Consider the following 18,114-nt stretch of genomic DNA (forward strand, 5'->3'; position numbering starts at 1 on the left):
CCGGGTCCAGGCCAGGAGCGCCCATGAAGGAGCACGGCACGCTGTTCATCGGAGGCCGGTGGGTCGCCCCCCGCGCCGAGCGGACCATCGAGGTGATCTCTCCGCACACCGAGCAGCCGATCGCCCGCGTCGCGGCCGCCGGGCCGCCGGACGTCGACGACGCCGTCTCGGCCGCGCGCCACGCCTTCGACGAGGGGCCCTGGCCGCGTCTCGACCCGGCCGAGCGGATCGAGGCGGTCCGCCGCCTGGCCGACCTCTACGGCACCCGCCGCGACGAGCTGGCCGAGCTGATCACCGACCAGCTCGGCGCGCCGATCTCCTTCGCCCGGCGAGCCCAGGTCGCGCTGCCGTGGTCGATGATGAACGCGCTGACCGACCTCGCGCGCACCTATCCCTGGCAGGAGAACCGGCCCGGTGTCTACGGCCAGGACATCCTGCTGCGCAAAGAGCCCGTCGGGGTCGTCGCCGCGGTGATCCCGTGGAACATGCCGCAGTTCCTGACCGTCACCAAAGTCGTTCCGGCATTGCTCGCGGGCTGCACGGTCGTCCTGAAGCCGGCGCCCGAATCGCCGTTGGACGCCCTTTTCCTCGCGGGCCTCGTCGAGGAGGCCGGGCTTCCGCCCGGCGTCGTGAACGTGATCCCGGCGGACCGGGACACCAGCGCCCACCTCGTCGCCCATCGGGGCCTCGACAAGGTCTCCTTCACCGGCTCTACCGCCGCCGGCCGGCAGGTCGCGGGAGCCTGCGCGCAGAACCTCACCAAGGTCAGTCTGGAGCTGGGCGGGAAATCGGCGGCCATCGCGCTCGACGACGCCGACCCGTCGGCCGTGGCGAGCGCCGTGCGCCTTTCCGGGCTGGGAATGGCCGGCCAGATCTGCAACGCCCTCACCCGCGTCGTCGTCCCGGCCAATCGCGCCGACGACTACGCGCAGGCCCTCGCCGCGACGATGTCGGCGCTCAACGTCGGCGACCCCACCGATCCGGCGACCGAGATGGGCCCGCTGGTGGCCCGGCGCCAACAGGAACGCGTGCGGCATTACATCGACACCGGCGTGCGCGAAGGGGCCACGCTCGTCACCGGGGGCAGCGACCTGCCCGCCGGTGTCGAACGAGGCTGGTATGTCCGCCCGACCGTGCTCGGCGCGGTGCATCCGTCGATGACCGTCGCCCGTGAGGAGATCTTCGGGCCGGTCATCGTCGTGATTCCCTACCGCGACGACGAGGAGGCCATTCGCATCGCGAACGACAGCGCCTACGGGCTGGCGGGCTCCGTGTTCACCACCGACAAGGCGCGCGGGCTTGACGTCGCCAGCAAGGTCCGTACCGGGACGTTCGGTATCAACCAGGGATACTCGATGGACCCCGCGGCGCCCTTCGGCGGCGTCAAGGCCAGTGGCTACGGCCGAGAGCTCGGCCGCGAGGGCCTGGAGGCCTACCTGGACGTCAAGTCCATCTCCGTCGGCCCGATCTGACAGGTCGTGGCCGTCCACCCGTCGCTGGGCGATCGCCCACCTGCCTCCAGGTCGCCGATTCGCATACCCAGTCGGTGATCTTCGGTCGGTCTGGCGACGGCTGGCGCTCCTGATCGCGAACCGCGTATGGATAAATGAGGCAAAACGGGCTCGAACCAGCGATCCGCATACCCAGTTGGCGATCATGGGAGGCGCTCGGGCGATGACGGGGCCGTGATCGTCAACTGGGTATGGAAATCGGCGGCGGGGCCGCGCCTGAACCGACACGTTGGCGTGCTCGGCTCGCCAACGCGTGCTGCCCTGGAGCCGATGTGCCTGTCGGTCCGGCTCAGATCGCGTGCGGCGGTCCGTCGAAGCTGGGTTTGCTGAAAAGGAGGAAGGCCCGCAGGAAGCGCTCGCTCTCGGTCGGGACGCGGGTCAGGAGGGCGGTCTCGGTGAAGCCGGCGTCGCGCAGCAGGGCGGCGGCGGTCGCGGTGGGCCAGCGGTAGGCCGTGGCGACCTTGTGGTCGAACGACTGGGGTGGGCCGTCGGGCTGATCGGTGGTCTGGAAGGCCACCAGCAGCTGGCCGCCGGGGGCCAGGAGCCGGTGGAACTCGGCGAGGAAGCCGGGCAGGTCGGCGGGCGGGGTGTGGATGATCGAGAACCAGGCGACGATGCCGCCGAGCGTCCCGTCGGCCCGGCCCAGGCCGGTCATGGTCCCGACGTCGAAGCTGAGGTCCGGACGCTCGCGACGGGCGATGGCGATCATCGCGGGGGAGAGGTCGACACCGAACGTGTCGAGGCCGAGGTCGCTCAGGAAGGCCGTCAGACGACCGGGCCCGCAGCCGAGGTCCGCCACCGGTCCGGGCGGGCCGGTGCGGACGAGCTCGGCGAAGGCGGTCAGCAGCCCGCGCTCCAGGGGCCCGGCGGCCAGCGAGTCGGCGAACAGCGCCGCGTACTCGTCGGCGACGGCGTCGTAGGCGGCACGGGTCGCGCCGAGGTACGCGGACTGGGTCATGACCGACAACGTAGTGATCCGCCGCGAAGGCGCTGAGACGCGGTTGGTGTGTTCTCCGGGCGCGAGCCGGCAGGCTTTGCGGCGATCGCGGTCAGTTCGGCTCGATGAGCAGCTCGCGCCAGCGGGCGATCTGGTCCCGCGTCGCGCCGTTGGCGATGAGGTAGCCCGCCGGGCCGCCCGGCGCGGCCTCGACGAGGTCCAGGACGCCGGCGATGGCCCGCGGCTCGACCACGGGCGGCGCGTCGGGAAGCTTGCTCGCGGCGATCCGCGCGCGGAGATGGCTGTACTCGGGCTTGCGGGCGAGCGTCTCCCGGATGATCTGAATGCGTTCCGCGGTGGCGAGGTAGTCGGCGATGATCGCGTCCCGCTCGACCCCGGCGACGGCCAGCAGGACGGCGACGGTGACACCGGTGCGGTCCTTGCCCGCCGCGCAGTGCACGAGGGCCGGGATGCGCGGGCCTGACACGAGGAACTCCAGGATGCGGGCCAGGCCGGGACCGGCCGGCTCCAGCATCCGCGCGTAGAGCCCGGCGTAGTCACGGCCGTCCTGGGCGTTGATGACCGCCGGGTCTGTGAGCCCGGTGAGGTCCAGGAGCGGTTCGTGCAGCCAGCTGACGCCGTGGCGCGGCAGCCACTCGGCGGCTCTCGGGTTCTCGAAGGGCGCGCGCAGGTCCACGATGGCGCGCAGCCCGACCTCCTCGCCCAGCAACGCGATGTCCTCGCCGGTGAGGCTGTCGAGGTTGTCGCCGCGCAGCAGCACCCGCGGCCGGACGGTGCCTCCGGCGGCGGGCAGGCCGCCGAGATCGCGCACGTTGTAGGCGCCGGCGAGCTCGATCCAGTGGGGCACATGGTGGGCGGTCGTCATGCCGCGACCGTAGAACCGGACAGTGAAGCGCGGGTGAACAGGTGCTTGTCGCGCCGGCTCCGCCGCCCGAACTCGCGCCCGCCCGCGCGGGTGGTGGGGGCCGGGCCTGGACGCGCGACGGCCGGCCGGGTACGGGGGTACCCGGCCGGCCGTCGAACCCGCCGCCACGCGGCAGGGGCGGACCTCACCCTGTCGAGGACGGCGAGGTCACAGGCGGTGCGGTCAGATGGTCGGGCGTCGCGAGGAGTCGACGCCGGGCATCTGGTCCATCCGTCCGGCGATGACGTCGGAAGCGGCCTCCAGGTTCGTGGCCGGCGGGAGGTTGGTGCCGGCCGTCGTCCCGGTGCCGGTGGTCGTCGGCGGCGTCAGGGGCGTCGGGTCCTCGTCGTGACCGAGGCTCGTCTCGCCCCGCTGGCCGGAGCCGGGCAGGTACTTGCGGGCCGCGATGGTCGCCGCCGCCCCGCCGCCGAGCAGCAGCATCGTGACCATGCCGCGCCGGCGCCGCCGGTGCACCCGGGCCAGCTTCCGCTCGGCCTTCCCGAGCCGGTTCTCCAGCACGAGCTGCGCCTTGTCCGCCGCCTCCCGGGCCTTGCGCTCGGCCCGGATGGCCTTGCCGGACCGGGCCTTCTCGACCCGCAGCTCGGTCGCGCCGCGGGCGCGCTCGGCGGACAGCTCCGCCGCGCCGCGGGCCTTCTCGATCTTCCGCGCGGTGCGGCCCGAGACGGTCGCGGCCCTGGTCGCGGTCCTGACAGCCGTCCTGGCCGGGACCTTCGTCGCGTTGGTCGCCCGCCGGCTGACCGAGTCGATGCCGGAGCTCGACGTGTCCGCCACCTTGCTGGCCAGGGCGCTGCCGGCGTCCCGGGTGGCGGAAGCGGCGGTGTGCCCCGCCCGGGCCACGCCGTGACCGGCCTTGGCCGTGGCGTCGGCGACGGCGTGTCCGGCCCGGTCGGCGGCCGCGCGGGCCGCGTCGGGAAGCTCACTGACCGGGACGGCCTCGGTGACGTGTGAGAGCCGGTCCTTGATCGTGTTACTCATCGGTCTCCCTTCCTTGCATGCCCCGGGTGGGTGGGGCGGTGCGGGGTCGGGGCGGGTGGCCCGCCACCGGCTCTCCAAGATCTGACGACCTTGCCGTACCCCCGGTCGGGCCCAACCAACATTTCCACCCTCCGTGACATGACTGTCACCCCAAAGTCGGGTCGCGCGGCCCGCTCGGGCACGGTGCTCCAGGCGGTCCCGAAGCGCTCCCAAGGACCGCGAACCGCCCATGACCGCGGCCGGGCCCTACGACATCCATGCCCGCACCCCATGGCTCGCAACGGCGTGGCCGCCTCGAGCCGAACAGGCCGCGCTCTACGCGATGAGGAGGCCGCTCAGGGCGAGATCGACAGGTTGGTCGGGCTGTCCGGGGCGTCGCTGTCGATGCGGATCTGGTTCGGGCTGGGTATGCCGACGACGTCGTGCCAGGTGCAGGACGCTCCCACGGCGAGGGTCGTCACGCAGGAGGCCGCATTGCTGTCGGCGTCGCCGTTCGAGGTGATCGACGTGATGTGCAGGGGAGCGGTTCCCGTGCTCTTCAGGGTGATGTCGACGCAGTGGTTGCCGAGGTTGTACTGCTCGGAGCAGATACCGGCATCGAGGTAGGTGTAGCTGGCCGCTATACCCGGGCTCGTGGTCTGTGTGGTGCCGGAGACGGTCACCGTGGCTTCCTGGTAGTCGTCCACCGGCTGGCCGTCGGGAAGCTCCACGTCCATGCGGATCGTGTAGGTGCCGGGGTTGGCGTACGTGTACTGGTGGCCGTCGACCGTGCCCCGCTGGAAGAACCCGCTGTTGGGCTCGGCCGGGTCCCCGAAGTCGAAGTGGTAGTAGGTGCCGTCGGGCCCGGTGACGTGCAGGGTGATCGTCAGCGGGGCCGCGCCCGACGTCGGGGTCACGGAGAAGTGGGGCTTCTCGTCCGTGACGGTCACCGTCTGCTGCGCCGTGGCGGTCCCCGCCGGTCCGGTCACGGTCACGCGGACCGGATAGGTGCCCGCCGCGGCGTAGGTGTGGCCCGCGGACGCGCTGGACTGCGGGCCGACCGCCGCCGACCCGTCGCCGAAGTCGAACTGGTACCGCAGGGCGCCCGAACCGGAGGAGCCGGACGCGTCCGCGGTGACCTGCAGCGGAGCCTGCCCGGACGACGGGCTGACCCCCAGGCGCGCCGTGAGGGCGGAGCCGGCGGTGACGCCTCTGGTCGCGGTGGCGGTGAGCCCGGCCGTGTCCGTGACGGTCAGGGTGACGGTGTAGCTGCCGGGCTGGGCATAGGTGTGGCTGGCGGTCTGGGACGACGCCGTGGAGCCGTCGCCGAAGTCGACGCGATAGCTCGCGATCGGCGCCGCGCCGGCGCGGCTGGCCGACGCGTCCGCGGTCACCGTCAGCGGGGCGTCGCCGGTGGCCGGCGAGACCGCGAGCGCGGCCGTCGGGGGTGTCGGCGCCGCGGCGGGGACGACGGTGATCGCGGTGGCGGCGGTCAGTGCAGCGCCGCCCGCCACCTGGACCGTGGCGGCCACCCGGTAGGTGCCGGCCGCGGACCAGGCGTGGTCCACCCGCTCGCCGGCTCCCGTCGCTCCGTCGCCGAACGTCCAGGCCACGTCCGTGAGCCGCGCGGTCGTCGGCTGGCCGTTCGCGTCGACGACCACCGCCCGCAACGTCAGCGAGTCGCCGACCTTCGCCTGTGCCGCCGAGACCTCGATGCGCGCGCCCGCGGCGCTCGGGCCGGTCGCGGGGCCCTGGCCGGCTGACGGCGTCCCGGTCGGTGGCGCGGCCGGATCGGCTGGCTGGTTGGTCGGGTCCGGCGCGGCTGGAGTGCTTCGTGGCCGGGTGCCCGGAGCCGAGGCCGGCCCGGTCGGCTGGCTCGTCGGCTGGACCGGTGGCTGGGAGGGCCGGGTGCCAGGCGGGGCGGTCTGGCCGCCTGGGGTGCCGCCGGTGGGCGTGGGGTCGTACTTCTGGACCGGGCGAACGGAACCGTCGAGGCCGATGACGCCGGCCCGCGCCGACGCCGGGTCGTTGAAGAACACCGCGCCGTTCTGGCCGACCAGCTCGAACGACGTTCCCGGCGGCAGGACCGACGGGTGGGCGATGACCCGCTGCGCGGCGACGTCGACGACCAGGACCTCGCCGGCCGTCACATCCGGGATGAACACACGCCCGGCGGCCTCCCTCGGCTGGCCGAGGACGTCGCCGGCGGTGCCGAGGTCGACCGCGGTGCCGCAGCGGCCCGTCGTCAGGTCGGTGATCATCAGTGTGCCGCGGCTGCCGCTGGTCAGGTAGACGCGCGCCGCGCTGGCCGAGCCCACCACGGCCACCGTGTCGTCGCCGGTGGTCGTCCCGACACAGGCGCCGGTGCCGGTCAGGCCTCGTCGGCCAAGCCGCCAGGCCCGCCGGGCCGAGAGGTCGACGGCGACGGGCCGGCCGTCGGCCGTGACCAGGTGGGTGCGCGCCGCGTCGACGGCGTGCGGCTGCGTCGTGGTGCCGTCGGGGGTCACCCGGACCAGGTCGCCGTTCCCGGAGTCCACGGCCCACAGGCCGTCTGCCGCGTCCGTGACGATCCCGCCGGCGGGTACGTTCGCCGCCAGCGAGTAGGTCGCGCGCACGGCCAGCGACCGCGGGTCTGCCACCCGGACCAGGCCCGACGTCCGGTCGACCAAGAACGCCCGGCCCGTACCGGCATAGACAGCCAGCGGGTCGGCCGGCCTCGCGAAACGCACCGGCGGGGAAAGCCGGTAGGTCGATCCGTCGATGCGCCGGACCGTGCCGGCGGCGCTGTCGGCGACCAGCTCGTCCGGGCCCGACTGCGTGCCGGAAAGGCTCGCGCCGCCGAGCGCGACCCGGGTGATGACCTGGCCGGTGTTCCCGTCGACAAGCTCGGCCTCACCGGCCCCGCGCGACAGCAGCCAGGCAGAGACGTCATCCAGGCTGACGGAACGGGCCGTCGCCGCGCCGGCCCGGGTCACCGCCAGTCCTGCCGCGACGCCGAGGATCAGCACAGCCAGAAGAATTCGCGGCGCCCACCGCGAACCAGGCACGCCCACGCCAGGACCCCCGTCCCCTCGCTCCGGCTGGTGACAGCATCCCAGATCCGGACCGGGTAAACCCGCCCCGCCTGAAACGCGGCGGAGGCGAGGACACGGGGGTCCCACATTGCGTCGAGAGTGCCGGCATCCGCCCCCGCCCTCGGCGGTGCCGGAATCCTCGGCAGGATTCCTCGGGCCGGGGCGGCGCGGAAAAGTCGGTCCGGCCTCCCGGGAGGCATTCATCGGGGTGTCTCGTCAGACCGTCAGCGGCGCCATGGACTTTATTCGCCAAGTCCACGCGTCATTCTTTGGTGAGCCGCCGCCCGTCGTCGTGCCCGGCCGAGGAGCGTGGCCACAAATGCGGCGAGTCGGATTACGAGCAGATTACGGTCGGTGCCGCAGCTGGCAGGCCGGCCTCGGTCCGAGATCGGCAAGATCGGTGTTTTCGCCCTCGCGTGGCTGTAACCGCCGCGGTTCTGTGACCAGGTGAGGGCCAAAACGGTGATCAAGCCAGCGGGCCGGCCGCGCCGGACCCGGCGCCGGCCGGGTGGGCGGCTGCCGCGTGAGCGGGCGCAAGGCCGTTCCGACGGCTGTCGCCCGAGCGGGCGCACCCGATCCGACCCTTATCGCCAGATATGGGCTGTTACAGGATGTCTGCGCAGATAGTGGCCTTTGCGGGCGTTACGCTGGGCCGGAGCGCGGGCAGCCCACGTCCCACCCGCCCGCCGCCATGACCTCGCGGAGCGGAGGCGACAGACGTGGACGTCACCAGTCCCTCGGAAGCCACAGCCGAGGCGCCCGCCTCGGCCGATCCCGACATGACGACCCCGTCCGGCCTCGCGACGTCCGGGCCGGCGGACGCCGGCCTGCCAGCGGCCGCTTCGGCGGGCGCCGGTTGGCCTGGGGCCGCGTCGGCGGGCGCCGGCCTCTCGGCGGCGAACCTCCCGGACTCGATCCACGACGCGCCGACCGGCCCGCTGCCCTCGGGCCGCGACGAGCTGGCGGTTCCGACGCGACCCGCCGCCCCGGACAGCCAGGCCGGACCCGCGGTTCCCGGGCCGCGGCTCGGGCCGGCCGGTGCGCCCGAGCCCGGGGGAGCGGTCGTACCACCGGCCTCGGGGCGGGGACAGCCGCCGACGGGGCGCCGACGCGCCGCCAGGCCGGCCTCGAACCGGCGCCGCGCCGTGCTGGTCGGCGCCGCCGGCCTGGCGGCGCTGATCCTGGTGGCCTCGGTCCTGGCCTGGGCGCTGCACGGCTCGGGAACCGCGACGCAGGCGGGGCGGGCCGGAGGCAACCAGCAGGCCGCCGGCGCGTCGCAGGGGCCCGGCGGGCTGGTCCCGAAGGACGGGCGGGGCCGCGCGCGGTCCGCCGGCGACGGCCCGGTCCAGGGCGCCGAGGCCGCGGGCTCGGCCGGCGCGGCTCCCGGCGCGCTCGGCCAGGTTCCGGGGGACACCGCCGGGGCCGCCGGCCAGGGCGGCGCGAACGCGGGCGCGGGAACGGTGCCGGCATCCGGCGCCGGCTCAGGCACCGTCACGGGTTCAGGCCCCGCCACCGTCCCGTCGCCGGGCACCGGCGCGGGTGGCGGTACCGGCTCCGGGACCGCGGCCACGCACACCGCCGCACCGGCACCCGCCACGCCGGCCACCGCCAGGAAGAACCCCTACACCGCCGCCCAGGTGTGCGGCTCCGGTTACTCGCAGATCGACAGCCACACGCTGACCAGCGGTTCCACGACGGTGACGATCGTCCTGATGTACAACGGCGGCACCAACTGTGTCGCGACGATGAAGTCCGGTGCCGGCGTGGGCACGGCCCAGTCGGTGTCGGCCTCGGTGCAGGCGCAGAACGGGTCGGCGAAGGTGACCGACTCGGGCTCCTACCAGTACTACGCCGGGCCGGTGAAGGTAGCGGCCAAGGCCATCTGCGTGAAGTGGGGCGGCAGCCTCGGCAGCGTCTCCTGGACCAGCGGCTGGTCACACTGCGGCTGACCCGCCACCGGCCGCCCGGCTGTCGGCCTGGCGGTGGTGCAGGTCCGGGCCGACCGCGCTGCCCTGGAAGAGGTCACAGTTCAGCGCGCGGACCGCGGCCAGCTCGCCCGGTGTGTCCACTCCGCGGACGGTGACGTCCAGCCGCAGCAGGTGCAGGATGCGGATCAGGCCGGCGAGGATCGCCTGCGCCGTCTCGTCATGCTCGACCGCGCGGGCGTTCTTGTCGCTGAGCCGGACCCCGACGAGCCCACGGGGCAGGCTGTCCACCGTCACCGCCCGGATGGGGCCGAGCTCGGCGAAGTCGAGCCGGACCGCGACGCCGGCCTCGGCGAGCTCGTCGATGATCGCGTCGGACTGCTGACGGTCCGCCCGCCTGAGCGTGTCGGGGACCAGCACGCAGGGCACCGGGCCTCGAGCCGCCGGTTCCCCGCAACCCGCGGCGTGCGCGATGAGCTCCTTGCGCAGCGCGGCATCGCGCAGGCCCCGGTCGGAGAGGCGGAGCCAGAGCTCGCGCGGCCGCCCTGGCTCGCCACGGCCGGCCGGGCCCGGGATCCCGGGTGCGTCCGGCCGCCGCAGCGCCTCCAGGTAGCGGATCATGTTGTCGACCAGCCAGCCGTCCAGGTCGCCACTGAGCCCGGCCTCGAACGCGATCGGCTCGATGTCCTCCGGTCCGAGCCAGCTGCGGGTGGGGTGCAGCCAGCACGCGACCGCCTCGGCGGCGAAGACCGTGCGGGAGCGGTCCGCGACGGGCCGGAACCGCGGTCTCAGCTCGTCGGCGCCGAAGGCCCGGCGCAGCTCGGTGATGTCGCGCAGCCGGGTCGCGATCGTCGCGCGGACGCGTTCGTCGTAGGCGACACAGCGTCCGGGGCCGCCCTGCTTGGCCTGGTACATCGCGACGTCCGCGGCGTCCAGCAGCTGCTCGGCGTCCGTGAGGTCGGGGCCGGACAGCGCCAGCCCGACACTCCCACCGACGCTGACCGGCCGGTGCAGCTCCACCGGCGGCGCGAGCTCGTGCATGACCCGCTCGCCGATGGCGCGCAGGTCGTCCAGGCCGTCGACGCCCTCGCACAGCATGGCGAACTCGTCGCCCCCGAGCCGGCTGACGACGTCGCCGGGCCGGATCACCCGCCGCAGCCGGTCACCGATGACCTTCAGCAGCTCGTCGCCGGCCTGATGGCCGAAGGTGTCGTTCACCGCCTTGAAGCCGTCCAGGTCGATGAACAGGACACCGGTCCGGTGCCCGTCCCGTTGGGCCCGGCGCAGGCTTCGGCGCAGCCGGTCCAGCAGCGCCCCCCGGTTCGGCAGGCCCGTGAGCGGGTCGTGCAGAGACCAGAACCGCGTCGCCGCCTCCACCCGGATCCGCAGCACCGCCGACCCGAGGACTGCGCCGACCGACCGGGCGAAGTCGACGTCCTCACAGGTCAGCCCGCGGGCCGCCCGGCAAATCGTGATCGTCGCGATCGGCTCGGTGGCGGAGCCGACCGGGATCCGCACGACGGACGGTTCCGATCCCGGCTCCTCGGCGGCGCGCTCGCCGGCAGGGTGGTCGCCGGCGCGGTGGTCGCCGGCGCGGTGGTCGCCGGTGCCGTGGTCGCCGGTGCGGTCGGCCCACCGCTCCGCGCCCGGCCATGGGCGCTCCTCGTCGCCCGCCGGGGTGGGCGGGGGATCGGGTGCCGCCCAGCCAGGCGGCCCCGCCAACCCGTCGGCCGCGTCCTCGTCGACCAGGTGCCTGCGTACCACCACCTCGTCGGCGCTTAGCTGCTCGGTCAGCGTCCGGACGCAGTGATCCCACAGGGGCTGCTCGTCGGCGCTCTCCAGCGCGCGTTGCGCGAGGTCCGCGAGCGCCGTCTGGCGGGCCGTGCGGACCAGCAGCTCCGCGGTCGCCCGCTCGCGGTCCGTGACGTCGCTGGCGACACCGGCGAGCGACGAGGGCCGCCCTCCCGCTCCAGGCAGCGGGACGAGATGCAGGTCGTACCAGCGTCCGTGAGCCTCGAGCACCTCGTGCACGTACTCCCCGCCCATCGAACGGCGCATCAACGCCACCAGGTCCGGCCGGTCGCGGAACGCCGCGCGGATCCGCGACTCGTCGAACCTGCCCGGCGACGCGACCGGATCGTGGGTGGCGGACCCGCCGCGGGCGACCACGCGGCCGTCCTGGTCGAGCAGGAAGACCGCGACGGGCACATGGTCGAGCACCGTCTGCAGCTGGACCTGGGTCGAGATCAGCTCGCTGATGTCCTGGAACTGGGCGAGAACGCACTGCTCGCCGTCGGCCTCGATGATCACGCCGGACGACAACGCATGGGTGATCGTCCCGTCCGGGCGGACCAACCGGACGAGCCGCTGACCCCCCCTCTTCTCGCCATCGACGACAACCCGCTCCATCGTGACGAACAGGTCATCGAACTGCGCAGGGTCGACCAGGTCGCGCCAGTCCATGCCGACCAGGTCGGCCTCGTCACGGCCGGCCATCTGGCACGCGGCCGCGTTCGCGCGGCGAATCCGCCGGTCCTCGACGCCGCTGAGGGTCAGGCCCATCTCGAGCACGTCGAACAGCTCGACTGCCCACATCCCGCCATCACCCTCGGTAGCCGGCACCGCTGGTCGCACCACCTCTGTCGCCGGTGGCACGGCAAGAGACCGATCTTCGACAGCGACGCCATCGACGTGCCACCAGGCATGGCTACCCGGACCGCCGCCGAGGAATCCGACGGGCGATCCCTCGGCGGCCGTCGGAGACCCCCGGGCCGCTTGCTCACTGTGAGTAGCTGTTCGGGTTGACGGCGGCCCGGCGGCGGGCTAGCCGACCTGGTCGCGGGTCAGCAGGTGGCGGCCGGTGACGAACGGCAGGCCGGTGTGGTTGACGATGCCCGGTGGGGCCGCGACGACGTGGGGGATCGCGTTGACCGCCGGCATCGCGGTGGCGATCGCGCCGGAGAAGTGCGCCCCGCCGAGGGGTGCCAGCTGGACCCGCACGCCGGGACTGCCCTCGATCTCCAGCACGTAGCCGTCCTCGACCGGCCAGTTCGGGGTCAGGTCGTGCCCGAGCTTCCAGACGAACCGGCACTCGATCACCGAACGGCCGCGGTGCATCCCGGCGGTGACGCCCTTGAACCCGGCGATCTGGCCTTTCCGCAGCTTCATGAACCCGAAGTCGAGATCGTCGTTCGCCACCCCGAACTCGGCCGTGAACCGGATCTCGTCGAGATCGACGGCGAGCGCGCCGGCCATGACCCGGATCTGCTCCTTGAACGACCCGCAGTTGGCCTCGATCATCCCCGGCGCGGCCGGGTCCGCCGGGTCCAGCCCGATGCTCATCGCCCGGAACATCCGCTCGTTCGGGTAGCCGCTCATCTCGACCGACTCCAACAGCGAGATCCGGTCGATGCGGCTGCACATCGCGCTCACCGCGAGCGCCGTCATCCCCATGTGCCCGGGGTAGACGCCCGTCGTGTAGAGCGACGCCCCACCGCGTTCGCAGGCCGCCGCGAGCCGGTCCCGGACCTCCTCGCCGTAGCCGGCGCCGGCCAGCATGTACATCGTCGTCACGACGTTCACACCGGCTTCGAGGATCCGCTCCAGATGCTCGAAGTCCGGCCGGTAGGCCAGGTAGGTCACGCAGTCCGGCCGCAGCGCCAGCAGCGCGTCGACGTCGTCGGTCGCCGTCACCCCGATCGGACCGATCCCGGCCAACTCCCCGACGTCACGCCCGACCTTCTCCGGCGAGTACGCGTAACACCCGACGATCTCCAGCGCCGGATGGCCGACCATCCCACGCACGGCCGCGGTCCCGGTCTTCCCGGTGGTCCACTGGACCACCCGCAGCCTGCTACCCACCGGCTCCTCCGTATCCCCGACCGACCAAGAGGATACTTTATCCAATATCGAGGGAGCTCGTCGGACAGCCCGAGCCGGGTCAGGGGCGGTTGAGCGCCCAGGCGGCGGCCAAACCCAGACCCGTGGCGACCAGCACCAGCGCCACCCCGCCGAGAAAGAAGAACCCGACCGTCTTCGCCAGCGCCACCGCGACCGGGATGGTGGCGGCCAGGACGAGGAAGCCCCGGGCCGTCACCGGGGCTCGCAGCAGCGTCAGCCACGTCCTCGACGTGCCGGCCCCTTCCTCGCTCAGGTCCGCCAGCATGGCCGGAACGAGCCGCAGCGTCCCCCAGGAAAGCACCGCGAACGCGCCGGACAGCACGAGGGCGTAGAGGAAACCGATGCCCGCGCCGAACGCGTTGAATGACGCGCCAGCCCCGATCGCGGTACCGACGAACGCGAGATACCACGGCACGGTGCGGTCCTGCCGGGCCTGGCCGACCAGCCGGCGGGCCTGGGCCATCCGCTCGGCCCGCCGACCGCCTCCCGCGGAACCCGTGACGTCCATCGCAGACCCGTTCCCTCCACGCTCGTGAAGCCTCGGACACCCGACGTCCATCGTCTCGCCCCGAGTCCACGCACGCAGGACATCGCGCGATTCGACCGGCCAACCAGGCACGTCGCCGCCGGTACGGTGCCGAACCGCCGCCTGCCTCAGCCGCTGAGGCGGCTCACTCGGCTGGCTGGCCGGTGGCGGGCCGTGGCGCGGCGAAGAGGCCGTCGAGGATGACGTTGAGAAGTCGCTCGATCGCGGCGTTCCGGTCGCCGCCGACCGCTTCGACCGTGGAGGCGCTCGCCGCGTCGATGTCGGTCGCGGCGGTGAGCATGGCCATGATCCACGCGAGATCCGTCGGTCTGACGTCGTCGCGCAGCTGGCCCGCTGCCTGCGCGAGGTGGAAGGGAGGGCTCAGGACGGCGATGAGTTCCGTCGTGTACTGCTGCTGAGCGTTGGGCGGCAGTTCCCCCATGAGCGTGACGAGCGGGCGCATCGAGACCCCCGTCTCCAGCACCCACTGGAGAAGGTCGCGGAAGGTGCGCCGCCCGTTCATCGTCGCGTCGACGGCCTCCTTGAGCGCGCCGAAGTACTCCGCGACCACGGCGCCGGCCAGCGCATGACGATCGGGAAAGTGGCGATAGACCGTCGCGCGCCCGAGTCCGGTGCGACGCGCGATCTCGTTGAGTGGAACGACCTCGGGGCTTTCCGAGAACGCCTCTCCCGCGACCTGGAGGATGGCCCGCCGATTCCGACGCGCGTCACCGCGGCGTGTTCTCACCGCACGTGGCTTCGCCGACGTGACATGCGTCGTATCCTACTCATCGAAGTGAGACTTGCAACGCCATCCGTTCTCGTTTCCGCGCCGAGCCGTCGCCGGGATGTGCGCGTCGTCGACGGTGCTACTCCCGCGTTCTCCTGGTCGCCGGTTCGCGAACCGGCGGCGTCGCCGAGGGCGGTCCGCGCCCCGCGGCCCGGCGCCGTCGAAGGTGCGGGTATGCGCGGGGGCCTGGTCGCCTATTCAAATCGCGATGGCCGGCCAACGGTTGTGGGATTCGCCGGTACTTCCGAGTCTCGCTTCTTTTCCCTATGCTTCGGGCCGACCTGGCGGAAGCTGTCGAAATATCCATCGGCCACGCCCCATGCCCGGTTGAGTCGAAGGAAAGGTCGAATGAACTGCTTCGCCGTGCCGACTGCCGGGAACGGGGCCCGAACTTCAAAGTCAGGAAGAAAATGCGCGCACGAAGAATTACCACGGTCTTAGCCGCCGCGGGACTGGCCCTGGTGGCAGCGGGCCTGGCCGAGACGCCCCTGGCCAGCGCGAGCGCCACCCGCAGCACGGGCGGCGCGGGAACGTGCCCCTCGCCGCGGTGGGTCGCGGCGTGGGCCGCGAGCCCGACCGACGGCTCGGTCCCGTTCGACGCGTCGCTGGGCACCCTCCCGCTGCAGTTGAAGAACCAGACGGTCCGGATGGTGGTCACCCCCCACATGGGCGGATCGTCCACGCGATTTCACCTGAGCAACCGGTTCGGCGGCGGACCGCTGACGTTCACGCACGTCACCGTCGCGCCGCAGGGAGCGGGAGCGGCCATCGGAACTCCGGTGACGGTGACGTTCGGCGGCGCGACCTCGGTGACGGTGCCGGGTGGCCAGGACATCGTCAGTGACCCGGTGGCCGTGAACGTCAGTGCGTTCAGCCCGCTGTCGGTCAGCATCTATCTGGCGGGCTCCACCAGTGCGTTGACCAAGCACTGGAACGCGAACGCGACGTCCTACTACGCGAACGCCAACACCGGTGATCTCACCACCCAGACCAGCGGGTCGGGCTTCCCGAACAAGTCCCTCAGCTGGCTGTATGTCGACGGCGTCGATGTGATGGCGAACGCCAGCTCAGTCGTGGCATTCGGCGACTCCATCACCGATGGCTTCGTCGGTGGCGGCCTCTTCAGTATTCCGGCGGACAAGTCGGTCGCGGACCAGAACGGCCGCTACCCCGACGACCTACAACGGCGGGTGACCGCCTCGGGCCTGCCCCTCTCGGTGGTCAACGCCGGCATCGGGTCAAACCAGCTCCTGGGCAGCCTCGGCCTCATGGACGGCCCCAGCGGCGTCTCCCGCTTCCAGGCCGACGCGCTGAACCTCCCGGCCGTCTCGGGCGTCCTCGTCCTCGAAGGGATCAACGACCTGGGCCTCGGCAACAACGTCACCCCCCAGCAACTGGAGGACGGTTACACCCAGCTCATCGGGAAGACCCACGACGCCGGCCACAAGATCTGGCTCGGCACCATCACCCCGGCGTCCAACGCCCTCGTAGACGGGAGCCTGACGGCTCCCAACAGCGAGAAGTACCGGGAGCAGGTGAACGCCTGGATCCGGAACCAGCACCTCGCCGACGGCGTCGTCGACTTCGACGCCGCCCTGCGCGACCCGGCTCATCCCACCCAGCTGCTCCCCGCCTACGCCAGCGTGGACAACCTGCACCCCAGCCTCGCCGGCTACCAGAAGATGGCCGACTCGATTCCCCTCGACCTGCTCGCGGCCGCCACCTGCGGCTGACCGGTCGACCTCACCGCGGCCGGGTGGCTGGCTCCGCGATCCCGACGGAGCCAGCCGCCTTTCGCCCCGTCAGCCCGGTCCGGGCGCCGGCCTGAGGCCAGGCCGGGACCTGAGGATGCCGTCGGCGCCGTCGGGCCTCCGCGGTCAGTGGCTCATGTAGACGGCCTTGGTGTTGAAGTAGCCCTCGATGCCCTTCCAGCCGCGCTCGCCGCCCCAGCCGGACTCCTTGTGGCCGGAGATCGGCATCGCGGGGTCCGCCGCGATCGCGCAGTTCACCCAGACCTGCCCGGCGCGCAGCTCGTTGGCGACCCGATGGGCGCGGCTGAGGCTCTCGGTCCAGATGGAGCCGGCCAGCCCGTAGCGGGTGTCGTTCGCGGCGGCGAGGACTTCGTCCTCCTCGTCGAAGGGGATCACGCAGCCGACCGGCCCGAAGATCTCCTCGCGGATCAGGCGCATGTCGGGTGTGGTGTTGGTGACGATCGTCGCCTCGACGAAGTAGCCGCGGCGGTCCATCACCTTGCCGCCCGTCACCACCTCGGCGCCGCCGGCCACGCCGTCGTTCAGGATGCCGAGCACTCGCTGGCGCTGCTTCTCGCTGATCAGCGGCCCGAGCAGCGAGCCGGGCTCGTCGCTGCCGCCCATCGGTAGTTTCTGGGCGAAGGCGGCGAGCTTCGCGACGACCTGGTCGTAGATGCCGCGCTGGACGTAGATGCGCGAGGTGCAGGAGCAGTTCTGGCCCGAGCCGGCGAGCAGGCCCATGCCGGCGCCGGGAATGGCCTTCTTGAGGTTGGCGTCGTCGAACATGATCAGCGGTGACTTGCCGCCGAGTTCGAGGGTGAGGCGCTTGAGGTTGCCGGCGGCTGCCTTGACGATGAGGCGCCCGACCTCGGTCGACCCGGTGAACGAGATCTTGTCGACGTCGGGGTGGGCGGTGAGTGCCGCGCCGGTGGTCTCGCCGTAGCCGGTGATGACGTTCAGGACGCCGTCGGGCAGCCCGGCCTCGCGGAAGATCTCCTCCAGTTTGAGCGCGCTGAACGGCGTCTCCTCGGCGGGCTTGAGGACGGCGCTGCAACCGGCCGCGAGCGCGGGCGCGACCTTGAGCATCGCGACGAAGAACGGCCCGTTCCAGGGAATGATCAGCCCGACGACGCCGACCGGCTCGAGCTGGGTGAAGTTGTGGTAGTTCTCGTAACGGCCGAGCAGGCCGTCGGACACGACGTTGCTCGACTCGCCGTGGATCTTGCCGACCCAGCCGGCGTAGTACATCAACATGTCGTACGACACGGTGATGATGTGGCGCGCGGCCGCCAGGTTCAGGCCGTTGTCGCGGGACTCGATCGCGGCGATCTCGTCGGTCCGGTCCCGGATGATCTGCGCGGCGCGGAAGAGGACCTCCGCGCGACGCGTGGCGGGCAGCTTGCGCCAGACCCCGGACTCGAACGTCTCGCGGGCGCGTGCCACCGCGGCGTCCACGACCTTCTGGTCGGAGTCGGGCACCTCCCCGATCCGCTCCTCCGTCGACGGGTCGAAGACCGGAATGATCCCCGAGGCGTGACCCTCACCCGCGGGATCGGCCTCGATGACGTCACTCATTGTCTTTCATCCTCTCGTCGAGGCGTGCGGGCCTGGGTGGTCGACCAGCCTGCTGGGCGGTCGCCCAACATGCTGGTCGACTGCTTAACACGATCCAGACGACGGTCGCAACCAACCCCGCGGCGGCCTCGACGCGCGCACGGCGGTGATCGGCGGTGGCGGGCGCGGCGCGCTCGGACACCCTCGCTCGCACGTCCCGGACCGGACAGCGCCGGCCCCCCGCGG

12 protein-coding genes are annotated in these 18,114 nt (G+C 72.5%); 3 read left to right on the plus strand and 9 right to left on the minus strand.

What is annotated here, in order from left to right; translation table 11 throughout:
* Nucleotides 1-23 precede the first annotated feature (23 nt).
* A complete protein-coding gene (locus tag FRAEUI1C_RS06975; RefSeq protein WP_013422586.1) occupies nt 24-1,472 on the plus strand; it encodes an aldehyde dehydrogenase in 1,449 nt (482 codons plus the stop codon).
* A 328-nt stretch (nt 1,473-1,800) separates the two neighbouring features.
* Here FRAEUI1C_RS06975 and FRAEUI1C_RS06980 read toward each other — a convergent pair whose 3' ends face one another.
* The 4 genes from FRAEUI1C_RS06980 to FRAEUI1C_RS06995 all read right to left on the minus strand — a co-directional run bounded on the left by FRAEUI1C_RS06980 (nt 1,801) and on the right by FRAEUI1C_RS06995 (nt 7,356).
* Nucleotides 1,801-2,469 (minus strand): class I SAM-dependent DNA methyltransferase, encoded by a 669-nt coding sequence (locus FRAEUI1C_RS06980; RefSeq protein ID WP_013422587.1) that lies wholly within the window; start codon nt 2,467-2,469, stop codon nt 1,801-1,803.
* Nucleotides 2,470-2,560: 91 nt separating this feature from the next.
* Nucleotides 2,561-3,334, minus strand: coding sequence for a tyrosine-protein phosphatase (locus FRAEUI1C_RS06985; protein WP_013422588.1), 774 nt, complete (start codon nt 3,332-3,334; stop codon nt 2,561-2,563).
* 222 nt (nt 3,335-3,556) lie between these two features.
* Nucleotides 3,557-4,369, minus strand: coding sequence for a hypothetical protein (locus tag FRAEUI1C_RS06990; protein WP_013422589.1), 813 nt, complete (start codon nt 4,367-4,369; stop codon nt 3,557-3,559).
* 335 nt (nt 4,370-4,704) lie between these two features.
* Nucleotides 4,705-7,356, minus strand: a complete 2,652-nt coding sequence (locus tag FRAEUI1C_RS06995; protein ID WP_041258979.1) for a PKD domain-containing protein — start codon at nt 7,354-7,356, stop codon at nt 4,705-4,707.
* A gap of 845 nt (nt 7,357-8,201) precedes the next feature.
* Here FRAEUI1C_RS06995 and FRAEUI1C_RS40790 point away from each other — a divergent pair.
* The gene (locus FRAEUI1C_RS40790) at nt 8,202-9,371 is read left to right on the plus strand and encodes a serine/threonine protein kinase (RefSeq protein WP_232425328.1); all 1,170 of its coding nucleotides are present in this window, start codon (nt 8,202-8,204) and stop codon (nt 9,369-9,371) included.
* On the opposite strand, the gene FRAEUI1C_RS07005 is transcribed toward FRAEUI1C_RS40790, so the two are convergent.
* The 4 genes from FRAEUI1C_RS07005 to FRAEUI1C_RS07020 form a co-directional block, all read right to left on the minus strand.
* The gene (locus tag FRAEUI1C_RS07005; RefSeq protein ID WP_013422592.1) at nt 9,357-11,942 is read right to left on the minus strand and encodes a diguanylate cyclase domain-containing protein; all 2,586 of its coding nucleotides are present in this window, start codon (nt 11,940-11,942) and stop codon (nt 9,357-9,359) included. The genes FRAEUI1C_RS40790 and FRAEUI1C_RS07005 overlap by 15 nt on opposite strands.
* A gap of 228 nt (nt 11,943-12,170) precedes the next feature.
* Complete coding sequence (locus tag FRAEUI1C_RS07010) at nt 12,171-13,208, minus strand: NAD(P)H-dependent amine dehydrogenase family protein (RefSeq protein WP_013422593.1); 1,038 nt, start codon at nt 13,206-13,208, stop codon at nt 12,171-12,173.
* A 79-nt stretch (nt 13,209-13,287) separates the two neighbouring features.
* Nucleotides 13,288-13,755, minus strand: a complete 468-nt coding sequence (locus tag FRAEUI1C_RS07015) for a hypothetical protein (RefSeq protein ID WP_013422594.1) — start codon at nt 13,753-13,755, stop codon at nt 13,288-13,290.
* Nucleotides 13,756-13,918: 163 nt separating this feature from the next.
* Nucleotides 13,919-14,521 (minus strand): TetR/AcrR family transcriptional regulator, encoded by a 603-nt coding sequence (locus FRAEUI1C_RS07020; RefSeq protein ID WP_013422595.1) that lies wholly within the window; start codon nt 14,519-14,521, stop codon nt 13,919-13,921.
* A 452-nt stretch (nt 14,522-14,973) separates the two neighbouring features.
* On the opposite strand from FRAEUI1C_RS07020, the gene FRAEUI1C_RS07025 reads away from it, so the two are divergent.
* A complete protein-coding gene (locus FRAEUI1C_RS07025; protein ID WP_013422596.1) occupies nt 14,974-16,296 on the plus strand; it encodes a GDSL-type esterase/lipase family protein in 1,323 nt (440 codons plus the stop codon).
* Between the two features lie 144 nt (nt 16,297-16,440).
* Here the strand turns inward: FRAEUI1C_RS07025 and FRAEUI1C_RS07030 are convergent, their stop codons facing one another.
* Nucleotides 16,441-17,889, minus strand: coding sequence for an aldehyde dehydrogenase family protein (locus FRAEUI1C_RS07030; RefSeq protein WP_013422597.1), 1,449 nt, complete (start codon nt 17,887-17,889; stop codon nt 16,441-16,443).
* Nucleotides 17,890-18,114 lie beyond the last annotated feature (225 nt).

It is taken from the genome of Pseudofrankia inefficax (assembly GCF_000166135.1).
In the GTDB taxonomy this organism is placed as follows: Bacteria; Actinomycetota; Actinomycetes; order Frankiales; family Frankiaceae; genus Pseudofrankia; species Pseudofrankia inefficax.